This is a genomic window from Blautia hydrogenotrophica DSM 10507 (assembly GCF_034356035.1).
GTDB classification, from domain to species: domain Bacteria; phylum Bacillota; class Clostridia; order Lachnospirales; family Lachnospiraceae; genus Blautia_A; species Blautia_A hydrogenotrophica.
Window position 1 is genome coordinate 590977 of record NZ_CP136423.1, and the last position, 16981, is coordinate 607957.

The following is a 16981-nucleotide window of genomic DNA, read 5'->3' on the forward strand; positions in this document are numbered from 1 at the left end:
ATCAGATGGGGAAGACTCGCGAGCGAGCCTTGAATGACCGGACGAAAGGAAGAGGATTACCATGATGGAGGTTTTTTACGTAGAAGATGATAAAACGATTGCTGATTCTGTAAAAGAGTATTTAAATCGGCAGAACTGTAAAGTTGCTATATTTGAAACCGTAACAGCTGTAAAAAAAGCATTACAAAGTTGGATTCCTGCCCTTGTTTTAATAGACTGGAATCTACCGGATGGGGAAGGGAAGGATTTGTGCCTTTGGATTCGGGAGAGAGTAGTGGATTTGCCGATTATCATTCTGACGGTGAGGGGAGATTCACAGGATGTTGTAGCTGGGTTTCAGAGTGGAGCGGATGATTATGTGGTGAAGCCATTTGAGCTTACTGTCCTTTATTCTCGTATGCTTGCGCTGCTGCGGAGGGTCCAAAAAGCCGAAGAGACCAAACTATTTTGTGACGATTTGGTATTGGATAAGGAGAGGCTGACGGTCAGCAGAGGGCAGAAGGAAATCGTCCTGAGCCAGTCGGAGTACCATTTGCTTTTGCTGCTGATGGAGAATAAGGGAAAAACAATTACAAGAACCCAGCTTTTAGAACAGATCTGGGACAACCATGGTCATTTTGTGAATAACAATACGTTGACGGTTACCGTGAAACGGTTAAGGGAAAAATTGTGCAACCCCACCTGTCTGAAAACAGTTCGCAGCTTTGGTTATCGCATGGAGGATACGATATGAATGGGAAAAGAAAGCAAAGAATACTTTATTTGGCTCCCATTCTCATGCTTTTTCTGTGTTTATCCTGTATAGCTGTTATCGGTTTGAACACCTACCGAAAGCTTGTTTTTGAACATCTTTCAGCGTTCTGTGAAATCGCGGCAGAGAACAATCCGGAAAGCGAGCAGTATTTCCTGACGGCATTAAAAGAATATCAGACTCTGACGGAGCAGGAAATAGACGGGAATCACTATTTGGAGAAATATGGCTACCATGCCGGCGAGTTTTACCAAGTATTTCCATCTGGTATGTTTCTTGCTTTTTTTCTGTTGTCTTTAATCCTAGTCTTTTCTTTTGGCTGTGGGCTGCGGAAGATACATAGGCACAATCAAAGGCGGGCTGCGTATTTGACAGAGTATTTAGAAAATATCAACATAGGTGCTGACAGTACTTTGATACAAACGCAGGAAGATGATTTTTCGCATTTACAGGATGAGATATATAAGACAGTCACAATGCTTTATCAGACCAGGGAATCAGCAGTCGCTTCAAAAAAGCGATATGCTGAAAATCTGGCGAACATTGCTCATCAGCTGAAGACGCCGATTACCGCCGCATCTCTTTCCCTTCAGTTGATGGAAAAAGAAGGTTCCAGTGAATACTCAGTAAAAATAAAAAAGCAGTTGGACCGGTTGAACCGTCTGGAAGAGGCTTTATTGATGCTTTCCAAGATGGACGCTGGTACTTTGCTGCTGAAACAAGAAAAGGTTGATATTTATACAGTATTAAATCTTGCAGCTGAAAACATAAGTGATTTGCTGCTGAAGGAACATATCTCAGTGGACATACCGGATAAAGGCTGCATCGAATTTTTCGGGGACTTGGAATGGACAATGGAAGCTCTTATCAATCTTATGAAAAATTGTATGGAACATTCACACTCCGGCGGACACGTTTATTGTGATTATACATGGAATCCCTTATATGCAGAAATTCAGATATGGGATGAAGGGAGGGGATTTGCCCTGGAAGATCTTCCACATCTTTTTGAGCGGTTTTACCGGGGGAAATATGCGGTATCAAACGGAATCGGCATTGGATTGGCCCTTGCCAGGTCTATCTTTGAACTGCAGAACGGGACAGTTACCGCCCGGAATCTGCAGGCTGGGGGCGCCTGTTTCGAGATAAGAATATATAGTCACTGAGATGTCACTTTACTTTGCTATACTGTATTTACGTCTTTATGGGCTGTGGCCTGTATCAGGAAAGGAGAAAGCGGCATGGAAATACTAAAATGTGAAGGTGTCCGAAAAGTATATGGTACTGGAAGTAATCAGGTGGTTGCGTTAGAACATATTGACTTATCAGTGCAGAAAGGGGAATTTGTGGCGGTTGTTGGAGCATCCGGGTCTGGAAAATCAACGCTTTTGCATATTTTGGGCAGTGTGGACAAGCCAACTGCCGGCAAGGTCATGGTAGAAGGAAAGGATATTTCCACATTAACTCCAGCACAGGCAGCTGTTTTCCGGCGCAGAAAGGTGGGACTGGTTTATCAGTTTTACAATCTGATACCTACACTTACTGTCCGAAAAAACATTCTTATGCCGCTTATTTTAGATAAGAGAAAAGCCAACCCGGAATATTTTGAACAGATTGTGAATTCACTGGGCATTGCTGATAAGTTAGAAGTTCTTCCTTATCAATTATCGGGTGGCCAACAGCAGAGGGCAGCCCTTGCCAGATCTTTGATTTACCGTCCAGCCTTGCTGCTGGCGGATGAACCGACAGGGAATCTCGACAAAAAGAACGGGAAAGAAATGATAGACATGCTGAAGCTGTCAAACCGCAATTTGAATCAGACCATTCTATTGATTACCCACGATGAGAAAATCGCTTTGGAGGCAGACCGTATTATAACCATAGAGGATGGAAAAATCATCCTTGACGTTTTTCATGATTCTGCCAAGTGGCATAAGGGTATCTTCTAGGGAAAGGTCGGTGAAGATAATGTGGAGAGACTATTCGATAGGATTTATCAAAAGAAACCGGGCGTCCAGCTTATCCGTCATTGTGGCCGCTTTCATCTCTGCGCTGTTTTTGTCCTGGCTTTGCGGCCTGTTTTATAATTTCTGGAATTATGAAATTGAAAGGATTGTCTCGGAGGAGGGAGACTGGCAGGGACGTATTTGCGGTACATTTGATGAGAGTGTGGTGTCCGACATTAAAAATTTCGCAAACGTGGATGCTGTCACTATCAATCCGAAACTGTCTGATGAAAACAATCTTGTCGTGGATATTCGTTTTCAGAATATAAGGACAGTTTACCGCGATATGCCGATCATAGCGGAACAGCTGGGAGTCTCTGACCGAGACCTATCGTATCATGAATTGCTTTTGTCGAGATATTTTGTTCATGATCCGCAGGATACGGCTCCGCCTTTGCTGCCGGCATTCTGCGCGGCAGTACTGATGATTGTCTGTGTATCTTTGATTTTAATTATTCATAATTCTTTTTCAGTATCTATGGATGCACGTGTTCATCAATTTGGCATTTTCTCAAGTATAGGGGCAACACCGGGACAGATTCGTGCTTGTCTATTACAGGAGGCTGCGATTCTTTGCATTCCGCCGATTTTGCTTGGAACTGGCATCGGAGCTGCGCTTTGCTTTGGGACGATACAGTTGGTCAATCAGCTTGCAAAGGAAATTGTCGGCAGGCATGAAGCGGTTTTTACTTATCATCCGCTGGTATTGGGAATTACGATTTTAGCGGCTGTATTGACCGTTTTTATCTCTGCATGGCTGCCGGCGAGAAAACTAAGCAAATTGACACCCATTGAGGCGATACGAAACAGCGGAGAACTGCATTTAAAAAAGAAAAAGAATGTCCGATTTTTATCACTAGTATTTGGGGCAGAGGGAGAATTGGCCGGAAGTGCGCTAAAAGCGCAGAAAAAAGCTCTGAGAACATCTGCGATATCTCTGACACTTTCGTTTATGGGATTTACCTTGATGCTGTGTTTTTTCACGCTTTCTGAGATCAGTACCAATCACACTTATTTTGAGCGTTACCAGAACGCATGGGACGTAATGGCAACGATAGAAGATACAGATCTGGAGGATTTTACAAAGACAGACGATGTGCAGAGCATAGGGAAGGCGGACAGTGTGATCTATCAAAAAGCAGAGGCCCTGTGCCCTGTTCTGGAAACAAATTTCAGTGACAGATTAAATGAATTAGGTGGTGTAGAAGCAGTTGCAGGGGATTCTGTACGTATTGTTGACGGGAGTTATCTGGTCGATGCTCCCATCCTTATCATGGATGATAAGAGTTTTGAGGCATACTGCCGCAGAATAGGAGTAAATTCGAAGAGTACAGGAAGCATTGTTCTAAACCGAATATGGGACAGCGTGAACAGCAATTTCAGGTACAAAAAATATGTCCCATTTTTATCAGAGGAACAGGATTCCATCGTCCTGCAGAATACGGAACAAACGGAGGAAACCGTTGAACTTCCTATTCTTGCTTATACGCAGGAGCCGCCGGTTTTAAGGGAGGAATATGATAATTACACGCTGGTTCAATTCTTGTCTCTTTCCACGTGGAAGCAGATTGAAAATACCATTGGCCATACAGAAGCCGATACTTACATTCGTGTATTAGCGGAAGGGGACAGAGAGCTGTCTGCGTTGAAGGCGATCGAAACAGAAATCTCAGACATGATAGGAGATAATTTTACCTTTGAGATGGAAAACCGTGTTCAGGAGAGAAGAGACAACGAAGAAATGGTGAATGGATATAAAATAATGATCGGAGCTTTGTGCGTGCTGCTCGCTGTCATCGGAATTGCAAATGTATTTTCCAATACTTTAGGCTTTATACGCCAGCGAAACAGAGAATTCGCAAGATATATGTCTATTGGCATGACACCGAAAGGTGTGAGAAAAATGTTTTTCATTGAAGCTCTTGTGATTGCAGGACGGCCGCTCTTGATTACGCTGCCGCTTACTGTGTTGTCTGTAGGATTTATGATAACAGCAAGCTGCTTAAATCCAATGGAATTTCTGACAAAAGCTCCCATACTTCCTGCCGCCGTGTTTATTTTGGGGATTTTTGTGTTTGTAGCGCTGGCTTACTGCATGGGCGGCAGAAAAATAATGAAATGCAACCTGGCTGAAGCGCTGCGGATGGATGACATAGTATGAATGGATGCGTACTTTCCATAACAGGAAAATTTAAATTTCCCTATTGACTCTCACGGGGCGTCATAGATTAGAGTGAATATATCAGAAAAGGGAGGTCAGCAGTTATGAGGTCAGTAAAAGAAATATCAGATTTAACAGGTATCAGCGTACGCACGCTCCACTATTATGATGAGATCGGATTATTGAAGCCGACGGAAAAAAGCGGAGCGGGATACCGGCTTTATGACGATAAGGCTCTGGAAACCTTGCAGCAGATTTTATTTTTCCGTGAATTTGATATTCCTCTGAAAGAGATCAAAGCTGTCATGGACAACCCGGTTCTGAAAAGAAATCAGATTTTGCAGATGCAGCGAAACATGCTGATTGCAAAAAAAGAACGTATGGAACGTCTGATTTCCAGCATTGATGACATTCTGAAAGGAGAGAATAAAATGGATTTTGCGGTTTTCAGTAAAACAGAAATGGAAGAGATGTTTCAAACCATGTTTGAACATATGCCGGCTAATATGAGAAATCTTGCAGTGAAAGAGTTCGGAAGTATTGAAGAATGGAAAAAGCATTATATGGAGGCACTTTCATCAGAAGAAATGCAGAAAGGTTATGCAAAGGTTGTTGAGTGGTATGGCGGAAAAGAAAATTTCTTGTCAGCTGCAAACAATCCTGTCAGCAAGGAAGTGGCAGAAAGTTATAACAAACGAGTGGAGGTGGTTCTGCAAAAACTAAGCGCAAAGAAGGAATGTGACACAGCTTCCTTTGAGGTTAAGGAGGTGGTCGGAGAATATGGATTTGTGATGAAACAGTTATCGCAGATAAAAAGCGAGAAAGGGCTTATGCTGGCACAGGCACAATACTATCGCAACGAAAAAATAAAGCCCATAATAGATGAAAAATATGGTGAAGGAGCTTCCGAATTTTTTGTGAAGGCAATAGAAGCCTTTTATGAAAACAAATAATCTAAAATTGTGGGGAATACCAGTGCCCAACGGCGGTACTATTGAACAGGGGATCAGTAATGGTCTCCTGTTTTTTAGGTCCGGCGAACTTCCGGTTATCGAATTTTCCACCTTTCGGAACTCTCGTTCAAGAAATATTTCTTGCTCTGCTCGTCCAATTTTAGACTCTGTCATAAAAAATGGAAAGTATACTTGACATGTTGCGCGGCTGTGCTATAATGAAAATATGGAAAGCAAACTTTCCATAAGAAGGGAGGCTTCTATGAAAAACCGGCTGGAAGAGCTGCGTAAGCAAAAGGGAATCAAACAGGAAGAGTTGGCAAATGCCTTGGAAGTATCAAGGCAGACGATCGGTTCTTTGGAAAATGGGCGCTATAATCCGTCGATTCAGTTAGCATTCAAAATCGCCCGATATTTTCATATGACGATTGAAGAAATCTTTATTTATGAGGAGGAAGAGTGATGAAGTCTAGGATAACAAAATACACAACGGTCGTTTTTGGTTTGGTCTTGGTGGCAGTAGGTTTATACTTAATAAAAACAAGCGGAGATCCGCAGGGGATGATGAGAGCGCTGCCCTATGTCTGCATTGGCATTGGGTGCGGCTTGTTTGGGCATGGCATGGGCAATATGATTTCTGAACGGGCAATCTATGGCGATCCAGAATTAAAGAAAAAGCTGGATATTGAAAAAAATGATGAGCGCAACCTGGCGATCGCGAACAATGCCAAGGGAAAGGCATTTGATATGATGACTTTCGTCTTTGGCGCTTTAATGGTATCCTTTGCTCTTATGGGAGTAGACATGATTGCCGTACTTCTGCTTGTCTTTGCATATCTCTTTGTTCATGGTTTTGAAATTTATTATCGCCTTAAGTTTGATAGGGAGATGTGACGGGGAGGAATCAAAATGGAAAATATGAAGCCGTTAATTGTTGAATTTATGATTGGCATTATATTGTTGGGCATAAGTTTTTTTGTAAAAAACGACTATTACTCGACAATGATTTTTTCTATGGGGATTGGCCTTACAGCGGGGGCTGCCGCTCAGATCATTCGCATAATTTACTGGAAAAACCCGAAGCGGCAGGATGCGTATGAAGCAAAAAAACAAGAAACTCACATCAATAGGATTGACGAGAGAAAACAATATTTGCGAATGAAGGCAGGCCATATTACTTATCAGATTATGACATTTTTACTGCTGCTCCTGGCATTTATGCTGTCGCTGTTTAGGGCGGAAGCATGGATAATCGTGATGATCTTTTTGCTGTTCGTCTTTCAATGGCTGGTCGGTTTTATTGCGTACCGTATCTTGGAAAAGAAAATGTGAGAATAGCTGCAAGAGTGTATGTCTGAATGGGATTTGTTCTCTAGCGGCTGTCTGGCAGGAAATCAGAAATGGTTTCCTGCTTTTTTATTACATAGGAAACCTCGTTCCCTATGCAATAAAAAGCCCTCTGGGCAGGAATGCACACGCTGCAACGAGGAATTTCACCGCAAGGCGGTGATGCGGCGGCGCGCAAAGTGGGACTGCGCCCCTCAAAGATTGAAGGGATGGGGGAGTTGAAGTGGGCTTGCCCACTTTGTTCCGAAATCATTTGCAGATGAAATATTTTTAGACTGTGAACTTTTTGGGAGTTATCATAGTTATATAAGATGTAAGATGCTTTACGATGGGAGAAATGCAATGACAGATAAAGAACTTGTGCAAAAAGTTCACAATGGTAATCAAGAGGCTTTGGGGGATATTATAGAGCGATATTATGAGGATATATTTCGATTCTGTTTGTATATGGTTCGAGAAGAAGAGGAGGCTTATGACATTACTCAGGAGACATTTTTAAAATTTATTAAGTATGGTTCCTCCTACCGCCGGAACAATTTAAAGGGATATTTATTAACAATTGCAAGAAATCTATGCTTCAGCTTTTTTCGGAAACAAAAGGAATCTAACCAGTCCTGCAAATGTGAATGGATTGAAAAAATTCCAGAGCAGAAAGATAAAATACAGGATTTAGAAACATCAATTTATTTGCAAAGGCTATTGAACGAGCTTTCATTGGAAAATAGGGAAGTTGTCATTTTACGAATCTATGAAGAATTGAAATTCAAAGATATAGCAAAGATAGCTGGGTGCAGTGTTTCAACTGTAAAATCAAGATTCCGTTTAGGAGTGCAGCATTTAAAGAAAATGATGGAGGAGGAACATGAAAAATTCTGAAATGAAAGAGCTTTTCTTACAGGCAGATAGGCAAATAAGAATAAAGGAAGCGAAAAAGCAAAAAGTGCTTTTGCTCATGGCCGAAGAAATGGAAAAGCAGAGAACACCGATAATAAATCAGAGAGAGATTTTGTTTAGGCAGTTTCTGCATGTGGACAAATTATTTCTCTCCATATATGCGGTAGTTGTTTGTTTGATAGTAGGTGTATTATTCTTATTACAGCAGACTAGAATAGATAGAAGTACGATCATAATATCCTGCATGATAGGAGTCTCTGCTTTGGCGTTTCTTACTGTTCTCATAATAGATAAATTATTTTTTGGAAGAATGGCAGAATTAGGAGCAAGCTGCTATTTTGATACAAAGCAATGTGTTGCAGCGTATATGGTAATTATGGGGAGTGTGAACCTTATAGTATTCTTGCTGATTATTTTCTATGTGGGAAATTGTTGGGACATTGGAATTATACAGCTAGGACTATATGTATTGACAGCATTTCTTCTGTCAAATATTGTGGCGATGGGAATTTTATCTACGAAAGTTGGACGGGAGAATCCCTTTTATCTTTTGAGCAGTGGTGTCTTTTTGGCTTTAGGGTATACTGTATTTTCTGCTGTTCCAGCAGCCTTTTATGTGACTACGCTTGGAGTATGGACAATGGCCTGTTTTGTGCTTGGATGCTTGCTTGCATTGCTGATAAAAAAGCTATTCATTCAAATGGAAAAAGGAGAAGTATTATGCATGAGTTGAAGCTAATGGATGTACAGAAGAAATATAAGGAAAAAGAGGCGGTCAGGCAGTTTACATTTACTTTTACAAATGGAGTTTATGGTTTGCTGGGAGAGAATGGCGCAGGAAAGACAACGCTGATGAGATTGATTTGTGGCATTTTACAGCCTACAAACGGAACGATAACCTGTGACAATATCCGTATAGCGGAAATGGGGGCGGATTATCGCAGGTTATTGGGATATCTTCCACAGGACTTTGGGTATTATGGAGAATTTACTGCAAATCGCTTTTTGAATTATATGGCAGCTCTGAAAGCGCTTCCAGCAGATTATGTCCAAGGCCGAATAGAAGAATTATTGGAACTGGTCGATTTGAAAGATATGAAAAATAGAAAGCTGAAAACATATTCCGGAGGGATGCTTCGCAGAATCGGTATTGCGCAAGCACTCTTAAATGAGCCGGAGATTTTGATTTTGGATGAACCAACTGCGGGGCTTGACCCAAAAGAAAGGGTACGGTTTCGCAATATAATCAGTTCATTGGGAAAAAATAGAATCGTATTGTTTTCCACACACATTGTGTCAGATGTGGAATATATTGCAGATCGTATCTTGATTCTGAAAAGTGGCGGTTTAATCGGACAGGGAACTGAAAGTGAGATCATGAATGATGTGAAAGGTCATGTTTGGCAGTGTGTTGTTCCAGAACGAGAAGTACAGAAAATAAATGAAAAGTATATTGTGAGTAATTTAAGAAACAGTGGAGAAAATGTGGAATTGCGTATTATATCGGAATTTCAGCCGATGAACGAAGCGAAATATGCAGAGGCGACTTTGGAGGATGCATACCTTTATCAGATGGGGAAGACTCCCGCCTCTATAGGTGGTGAGTAAGAAATTAGTATTCGTGGTGGGCGTCAATCCCCTATCTGATAAACGCTCCGCGAGGATACGCAGGGATTCGAAGATGAATGATGTCGGTGAATGCCGACTCGAATCTCGCGCTAAGACTCGCGGGCGAGTCTTGAATGTACACAAAGGGCAGGAGAAAGAAAAAATGCGATTGTATAAGATGGAAGTTTACAAACGATGTCATAAAAAAGTGTTTTTAATGGGCATTTTGGCTGCAATAGGGCTGATGCTGTTATATTTCTGGTTTGCGGAAGTTGGTGGAGAAATAGCAGTAGTAGGGGATAAATCTTATGTGGGATATGAAGCTGTTCAGATAAACAAGGAGATTACAAGTGAGTTTGAAGGGATTATTACGAATGAAAAAATCAGCGAAATTGTTGATAAATACGGCATTCCAACGAAATTGACGGAGAATATGCCAGGCTGGAGAGATGGAAATTATTTAAATGATTTTGTTGTTCGCTATTTTACAAATGGCTGCTGGGAAACTGGAACAATACCTACACAGACGTATACTTTGGAAAAATCAGAAATGTATCAAGTGTGCCAAAGTGAAGGAATTATCCCTGTTTTAGCATATACAAAGGGATGGCAGGTGTTTGTAGAAATGCTGCAATTTGGTCTTATTTTAGGAAGTGTTTTAATTATTTTCAGTATTTCGACAGTGTTTGCGGAAGAAGAACAGATAAAGATGCTGCCAATTATTTTTACAACAGAGGAAGGAAAAAGAAAAGACATTACAGCAAAAATTTTTGCAGCGTTTTCTTTGACAGTTTTTGTTTTCTTGGGTATTGTGTTGTTTGATTTTATACTATGTGGTATTGTTTATGGCTTAAATGGATATGAAAATCTGGCTGGGGTAGTGTTAGGGGACAAAATGCTCAGAGTGGTATATCAACAGGAATTTTTGGAATATTTGCTTAAGCTGCTGCTTTTGAATTTGCAGGGGCTATTATTGTTGTGTGCGGTTACATTATGTGTTTCTGCTGGATGCAGCAGTTCTTTTATAGCAGTGATTATATCGGCAGTATGCTGGGGGATACCTATATTGCTTAGGATGTTCTTAACCGGAATCATTTCAATCATTATATATGCTACGCCGTTATTTTTGGTTATGCGGGAAACAGTAAATGATATGGTTGCTTTTTGGCAGCTTGTCTTATTTATAAGTGTTTTTGCGGGAGTTGTTTGCACAATTATGGGATATCGAAAGTACAAAATAAAAGAGGCCTAGCTGAAGAAATGCGTAGGTTTGGGGAAGACAGAAAAAATTTTAATGGCCAGGGCATTTCCCAAAGATATATTGCCTGCTGAGAGACCTTTCCTTTTTATTTTGAACAGGAAAGAAGTTCTATTCTGTCAGAGCAGATGAAAGAAAAATGTTTTCGGCAGGCTTATCTAAAGGAAACAGGTCTATGGATATAAGGAAAGCATGGAAATTTAGAATTGACAAAGCGACACGCGTGTCTTATAATTATTTTAGCGACATGAATGTCGCAAAATGGAGCGATTACTATGGGAAAAAAAGGAGACGAAACCAAAAGGTTTATTTTAGAAAAGGCATTGTCTTTATTTGCAGAAAAGGGATTTAAAAATGTTACAATGAAAGACATTTGCATGGAAACCGGATTAAGCAGAGGCGGGCTTTACAGACACTACGAAAGTACACATCAAATTTTTTCTGAAATTGTAGATACTCTTATGAGCAGACAAGACAATGAACTTTCTGAAAAAATGAAAAATAAAGTTCCGGCACCTATAATTCTTGATGAAATTCTAGAACGGTACAAAAAAGAAATGTTGGATAGTTCCGGCTCTTTAAGTATAGCAATATTAGAATTTTATAGTGAAAATCAATCGGATAACAATGATAATATGCTTTTTAAACAATATCTCTATTCCAAAGAGATGTGGAAAAATTTCATATCTTACGGAGTGGAACGAGGAGAATTTAAAAAGGTTGACAGTGAAGAAATGATTGACTTAATTATTTTTTCTTATCAAGGGGTGCGGATGTTTGCAACGATACTGCCAATTGATGAACATATACCGGAACGGTTAATCAGCCATGTGAAAAAAGCACTTTTAGGAGGGTGATTATGGTGACTGTTTTTAGAAAGTTCTCACATGAAGAAGCGGCATTTATCAACCCAGAAGATACGACAAGACAAGATCCGAATTTTCCGGAGCTATGCGTATCTACATTTTCTGAGAATATTATAAACAAGTTTGCCTCTATAAAAAATGTAAAAGTGATAGGGTGGCTCTATTCTGCAAATGGGAATATCCCTATTTATGAAATATTGTATAAGAATACCCGGATTGCTTTTTTCTTATCCAGGGTCGGTGCGCCTGCGTGTGCTGCGGGGATAGAAGAAGTCATTGCGTTAGGGACAAAGAAGTTAGTTTTATTTGGGAGTTGTGGAGTATTAAATGAAGAAGCAGCTAATGGAAAAATCATAGTCCCAACAGCAGCCATCCGCGATGAAGGAACAAGCTACCATTATATAGAAGCCGCTGATGAAATTTTAGCTGACAGAAAATCGGTGGATACATTGATTAAGTGTTTAAAAAAATGTGGTTATCCTTATGTAAAAGGAAAAACATGGACGACTGACGCTATTTATAGGGAGACAAAATCCCTAATCAGTGAGCGAAAAGCTGCGGGCTGTGTTGCGGTTGAAATGGAGTGTGCTGCTGCTTTAGCCGTAACTCAATTCCGTAAACTGCCCTTTGCACAGTTTTTATTTGGGGCCGATAATTTGGATACTTCTCAATGGGAACCGCGAGATTTAGTTGAATACGGATTATCAAGCGCAGAAAAATATTTCGCACTGGCATTTGAATGTGTGCTTGAATTATAAATGTAGAGAGGCTGCTGAAATGGGCGGCGAATGGATATGGTGTCTTATATGCAGAAATAAGAAGCGTTTGAAGATCCGGCTGATACAATACTTAGGAATTTTCCTTTATACTGTCCAAAATGCAGGCAGGAGACACAAATCAATGTTTGTAAATTGAATATATCAGTTATCAAAGAGCCAGACGCTAAGACGCAGAGCCGATAATGCAACATTAAAATGTAGCTATGATTCGTTCTTTTTTATGATATAGGAAAGACCTGAAAACTCTTTCTTATAACAAACGCTTTGCGAAGGATGCGCACGCAGCAATGAGGAATATCACCGCAAAGCGGTGTTGCGGCGGCGCGCAAAGTGAGATTGCGTCCTCAAAGATTGAGGGGAAGGGGAGCTGAAGTGGGCCCGTCCGCTTTGTTCTAGGTACAAGATAAGTATTTGGAGGTGTTTACCGATATGAGATTAAAGATAGTTGGAAGCGGAGGAATGTTTCAGATCCCCAACCCTTTTTGTAAATGTCCAATTTGTGAGGAAGCACGCACAAAAAGAGGAAAGTATGAGCGGTTGGGGCCAAGCATTTATATTGAAGATATACAAATGCTCATTGACACACCGGAAGATATTGGTGTTGCGTGCGATAGACAAGGTATTTCCGAGATAAAATATCTTTCTATATCACATAAAGACCCAGACCATACAAGGGGGATGCGTATTGTAGAGCCTTTAGGCTATGACTGCATAGCCGATAGAGGGACTTCTATACAGTTTATAGCGTTGCCTGAGGTTGTAGATGATATTAACGCATGGAACGGAGACGGATTATATTATTACCAGAATATTCTTCATTGTATTTCCATCACTAAAACGGATTATATCAAAATTGGAAATATCGAAATTCACTTAGTCAATAATAAAACTCACCGTGGAAATATGACCTTTTACGTCATATCAGATAGAAATAAAAAGGCTATATATGCTTGCTGTGATGTAAAGCCATTTGTGCATAATGAATTATACTTTGACGCAGATGTTTTAATTGTTGGCCTTGTTTCTGATGATGGAATATTGAAAGGTGGAAATCTTCTTAAAAATGCTCCATTCAAAGATGATATGTTTACTGTAGATGAAATAATGGAAATCAAACATAAATATAGAATAAAACAAATTATTGTTACGCACATTGATGAATATTGGGGCAAATCATATGCCGACTATCAAAAAGTGGAAGAAACCTTAGAAAATGTTTCTTTTGCCTATGACGGCATGGAGATTGTTTTATAACAGTGTGAGAAAAGTTTATTATAAAAGAACCAGATGCAGAGCCGATAATGCATAAGAGAAGATTCTTGTGGTTATTGGCTCATTTTTTTACATGTTAGGTTGAGAAAGCTGCGCCTATTTTAAAAAAGTTGTTGAAAATCATTTTAATTGCCCTTACGATTGAGTCAGTAATTCTGAATATGGAGGGAGCGCATTTGAAAATTGAAGAATTTAAGGACGTTACGATCGCATATATGCGGAGAACAGGCGACTATGGATTTAAGAATAAAATTCTTATGGAGAATTTCAAGGAACATTTAAGAAAGGAAAATCTTTTAAATTCTAACAGTATTATTTTGGGAATAGCCTTAGACAATCCTGCGGATACCGATCGAGATAAATTGCGGTATGATGTTGGTCTTATAGTCAGTGGGGAACCCAATACAGCATTAGATATTCGGAAAATTCCTGACGGTATGTATGCTGTATTTGAACTTCCACATACAGAACAAGACGTTGCTGCTTTTTGGAGTAATATAGAACAATTAGTTGGGGATTTAACGGTAGACAAAGCAAAACCAATGATTGAGCGGTATTCTGCCGACAAAGTTGCAAAGCATTTGTGCGAATTTTGCATACCCTTGAAAACAGATTAAACAATTCAAGTTGCTGTTTTCTTTATATGAGAAGTCATTGGGCTAATACACGGCGACGAAAAGAAGGAGAAACCGGTATGTGATTGAAATACAAAAACCATTTGCAGAACAAGAGAAATTCCTATGATTGGCTGTTGAAGCTGTCAGAAAGTGAAGACCTTGCAAAGAGTTAAGGAGGAGGCGGATTCTTTATCACCACATCCGCAGTTTGTTATATTAGACTGCCCATTGTATTGAGAAGTACAAAACACAGGGTAAGCGGATGAATCTTGTTATGAACAATACAGGTGTATAACAGCGAGTTGTAAAACTGTAAATAACACATAGTTTTACAGCCAATTTTTCTGATTTTGGACGAAAACTTGTGTTAAATTATGTCGAGATATGACAGTTATAAAGAATATGAAATGTTGTAAAAGCGCTGAATAATCAAGAGAAAACCTACAATCAAAGGAGTTTAAATATATTATTTGTCTGCCACGGCGGTATCTTGAAAAATCCCGGAAAATCAATGGTTTTGCGAAGAGGAAAAGCCACTACTATACCATTTTGAAAGAGTCTTGATGGAACTGGAATTTAAACTTAAGTAATCGAAAATAATCAGAAAATCAATTGTAAAAAAATAAGATTGTTTTTCTGTGCATTTTTTGTGTATAAGACAATTAGGTCTTGTCTTGAAACGGTTTGTTTGTAGTTCAATCTCATCCCTATTACGCTGGAGAAAGGCTCAGGAGATAATAATAGTTGTAAAGCGGAATGTTTTAAGAGGTATTCCGCTTAAATTTTGTCCCAAAACGGCAAAAAATAAAATGATAAAACGATTTTGTGTATCAAAATTGCCGATGATATGGTATACTTAGTGTAGAAATTAAAACAGATTATTTGGTGAGAATGTGAGGTAGGGTAATGATTGAAAACAAACTGGGAATTACAGATTCAGCGGAATTAGCAAGAATAGAAGAAAAAATCAGCAAGCAGAAAGCGGTTGAAATGTTTGAAAATGGATATTTGGAAAGTTTAGAAGCCGGAACATTTGAAAGTCTTGCCAAGATTCATAAATACCTTTTTGATAAAATATATGATTTTGCCGGTGAGCTTCGAAAGGTGAATATTTCAAAAGGAAATTTCCGTTTTGCTCCATTGATGTATCTGGATGCAGCTTTGCAGAGCATTGATAAAATGCCTCAGTCCACATTTGATGAAATTGTCGAAAAATATGTAGAAATGAATGTGGCTCATCCATTCAGGGAAGGGAACGGCAGAAGTACAAGAATCTGGCTGGATCTGATGCTGAAAAAAGAAATCGGATATGTCGTTGACTGGAGTAAAGTGGATAAGGAAGATTATTTGCTTGCCATGGAGCGCAGCCCGATTAAAGATATAGAAATTAAGTTCCTTTTGAAAAATGCTCTTACAGACAATGTAAGTGATAGAGAAATCTATATGAAGGGCATTGACCACAGCTATTACTATGAAGGCTACTATGTATATAAAACCAAGGAACTGTAAACGAGTTGGAGGATATAAGATTGAGATAGGCGGAGGATATTAGATGCGATACCTTTCTGTTGCAGAGACAGCAAAAAAATGGGATATATCGGAGAGAAGTGTTCGTAATTACTGTGCGCATGGACGTGTTCCGGGGGCGTTTCTTACCGGAAAGACCTGGAATGTACCGGAAGATGCAACCAAGCCTTTACGAGCAAATCAGAAGAAGAATAAGCCAAAAACGTTGCTTTCCATTCTTCGGGAAGAGAAGAAAAGTAAATATTCCGGGGGGATTTATCATAAGACACAGATTGATTTAACCTACAATTCCAATCATATGGAAGGCGGCCGGTTGACTCACGATCAGACAAGATATATTTTTGAGACAAATACCATCGGTGTAGAAAATGAAACATTGAATGTGGATGATGTGATTGAAACAGCCAACCATTTTTGCTGTATTGATATGATTATTGATAATGCAAAATCCACACTGTCTGAGAAGTTCATCAAAGAGTTGCATTTGATTTTGAAATCCGGAACCAGTGATTCACGCTTGGAATGGTTTGCAGTTGGGGATTATAGGAAAAGGCCAAATGAAGTTGGCGGTGTGCCGACAGCAATGCCGGAAGATGTTGCAGACGAGATGAAAAAACTGCTGATAGAATACAATGGGAAAGATACAAAGACTTTCGAGGATATTCTGGACTTCCATGTTAAATTTGAAAAGATACACCCGTTCCAGGACGGCAACGGTCGTGTGGGCAGACTAATTATGTTTGAAGAATGCCTAAAATATAATATTGTCCCGTTTATTATTGATGATAATTTGAAATTGTTCTATTATCGTGGGTTAAAAGAGTGGAGTAACGAAAAAGGATATCTGACCGATACTTGTCTGACAGCACAGGATAAATATAAGGCATATCTTGATTATTTCAGGATTGAGTATGATAAGTAGAATTACTAAAGAGTATGGTT

At 39.7% G+C, this 16981-nt stretch carries 18 protein-coding genes and 1 pseudogene; all 19 read left to right on the forward strand.

The features are described from left to right. Positions 1-61: 61 nt before the first annotated feature. Positions 62-733, forward strand: coding sequence for a response regulator transcription factor (locus BLHYD_RS02810; protein WP_005947470.1), 672 nt, complete (start codon positions 62-64; stop codon positions 731-733). After that, positions 730-1917: a sensor histidine kinase gene (locus tag BLHYD_RS02815; RefSeq protein WP_005947471.1), complete on the forward strand. Its 1188-nt coding sequence runs from the start codon at positions 730-732 to the stop codon at positions 1915-1917. The genes BLHYD_RS02810 and BLHYD_RS02815 overlap by 4 nt, the downstream gene beginning before the upstream one ends. A 75-nt stretch (positions 1918-1992) precedes the next feature. Then, complete coding sequence (locus tag BLHYD_RS02820) at positions 1993-2700, forward strand: ABC transporter ATP-binding protein (protein WP_005947473.1); 708 nt, start codon at positions 1993-1995, stop codon at positions 2698-2700. A 19-nt stretch (positions 2701-2719) separates the two neighbouring features. Further along, positions 2720-4918, forward strand: a complete 2199-nt coding sequence (locus BLHYD_RS02825; RefSeq protein ID WP_005947475.1) for an ABC transporter permease — start codon at positions 2720-2722, stop codon at positions 4916-4918. Positions 4919-5022: 104 nt separating this feature from the next. Further along, on the forward strand, positions 5023-5871 hold the full coding sequence (locus tag BLHYD_RS02830) for a MerR family transcriptional regulator (RefSeq protein WP_005947477.1): 849 nt from the start codon (positions 5023-5025) through the stop codon (positions 5869-5871). Positions 5872-6133: 262 nt separating this feature from the next. Then, entirely contained in the window at positions 6134-6334 is a 201-nt protein-coding gene (locus tag BLHYD_RS02835; RefSeq protein WP_021844320.1) for a helix-turn-helix transcriptional regulator, read from the forward strand. Continuing rightward, on the forward strand, positions 6334-6765 hold the full coding sequence (locus BLHYD_RS02840; protein ID WP_005947481.1) for a DUF6442 family protein: 432 nt from the start codon (positions 6334-6336) through the stop codon (positions 6763-6765). The genes BLHYD_RS02835 and BLHYD_RS02840 overlap by 1 nt, the downstream gene beginning before the upstream one ends. Positions 6766-6780: 15 nt before the next feature. Then, positions 6781-7203 (forward strand): hypothetical protein, encoded by a 423-nt coding sequence (locus tag BLHYD_RS02845; RefSeq protein WP_005947483.1) that lies wholly within the window; start codon positions 6781-6783, stop codon positions 7201-7203. 357 nt (positions 7204-7560) lie between these two features. Next, complete coding sequence (locus tag BLHYD_RS02850; protein ID WP_021844322.1) at positions 7561-8094, forward strand: RNA polymerase sigma factor; 534 nt, start codon at positions 7561-7563, stop codon at positions 8092-8094. Beyond that, positions 8081-8845, forward strand: coding sequence for a hypothetical protein (locus BLHYD_RS02855; RefSeq protein WP_260784478.1), 765 nt, complete (start codon positions 8081-8083; stop codon positions 8843-8845). The genes BLHYD_RS02850 and BLHYD_RS02855 overlap by 14 nt, the downstream gene beginning before the upstream one ends. After that, a complete protein-coding gene (locus tag BLHYD_RS02860) occupies positions 8833-9720 on the forward strand; it encodes an ABC transporter ATP-binding protein (protein WP_005947487.1) in 888 nt (295 codons plus the stop codon). The genes BLHYD_RS02855 and BLHYD_RS02860 overlap by 13 nt, the downstream gene beginning before the upstream one ends. Before the next feature lie 163 nt (positions 9721-9883). Next, positions 9884-10972, forward strand: coding sequence for a multidrug transporter (locus BLHYD_RS02865; RefSeq protein ID WP_040350453.1), 1089 nt, complete (start codon positions 9884-9886; stop codon positions 10970-10972). Positions 10973-11253: 281 nt separating this feature from the next. Continuing rightward, entirely contained in the window at positions 11254-11835 is a 582-nt protein-coding gene (locus BLHYD_RS02870) for a TetR/AcrR family transcriptional regulator (protein ID WP_040350454.1), read from the forward strand. A 2-nt stretch (positions 11836-11837) separates the two neighbouring features. After that, positions 11838-12602 (forward strand): nucleoside phosphorylase, encoded by a 765-nt coding sequence (locus BLHYD_RS02875; protein WP_005947495.1) that lies wholly within the window; start codon positions 11838-11840, stop codon positions 12600-12602. A 19-nt stretch (positions 12603-12621) separates the two neighbouring features. After that, positions 12622-12806, forward strand: a pseudogene (locus BLHYD_RS02880) (cysteine-rich KTR domain-containing protein). A 246-nt stretch (positions 12807-13052) separates the two neighbouring features. Continuing rightward, entirely contained in the window at positions 13053-13877 is an 825-nt protein-coding gene (locus tag BLHYD_RS02885; protein WP_005947498.1) for an MBL fold metallo-hydrolase, read from the forward strand. A 194-nt stretch (positions 13878-14071) separates the two neighbouring features. Further along, complete coding sequence (locus BLHYD_RS02890; protein WP_021844329.1) at positions 14072-14512, forward strand: AraC family transcriptional regulator; 441 nt, start codon at positions 14072-14074, stop codon at positions 14510-14512. Positions 14513-15418: 906 nt separating this feature from the next. After that, the gene (gene fic, locus BLHYD_RS02895) at positions 15419-16021 is read left to right on the forward strand and encodes a protein adenylyltransferase Fic (protein WP_005947501.1); all 603 of its coding nucleotides are present in this window, start codon (positions 15419-15421) and stop codon (positions 16019-16021) included. 43 nt (positions 16022-16064) lie between these two features. After that, the gene (locus BLHYD_RS02900; protein WP_005947504.1) at positions 16065-16961 is read left to right on the forward strand and encodes a Fic family protein; all 897 of its coding nucleotides are present in this window, start codon (positions 16065-16067) and stop codon (positions 16959-16961) included. Positions 16962-16981: the final 20 nt, after the last annotated feature.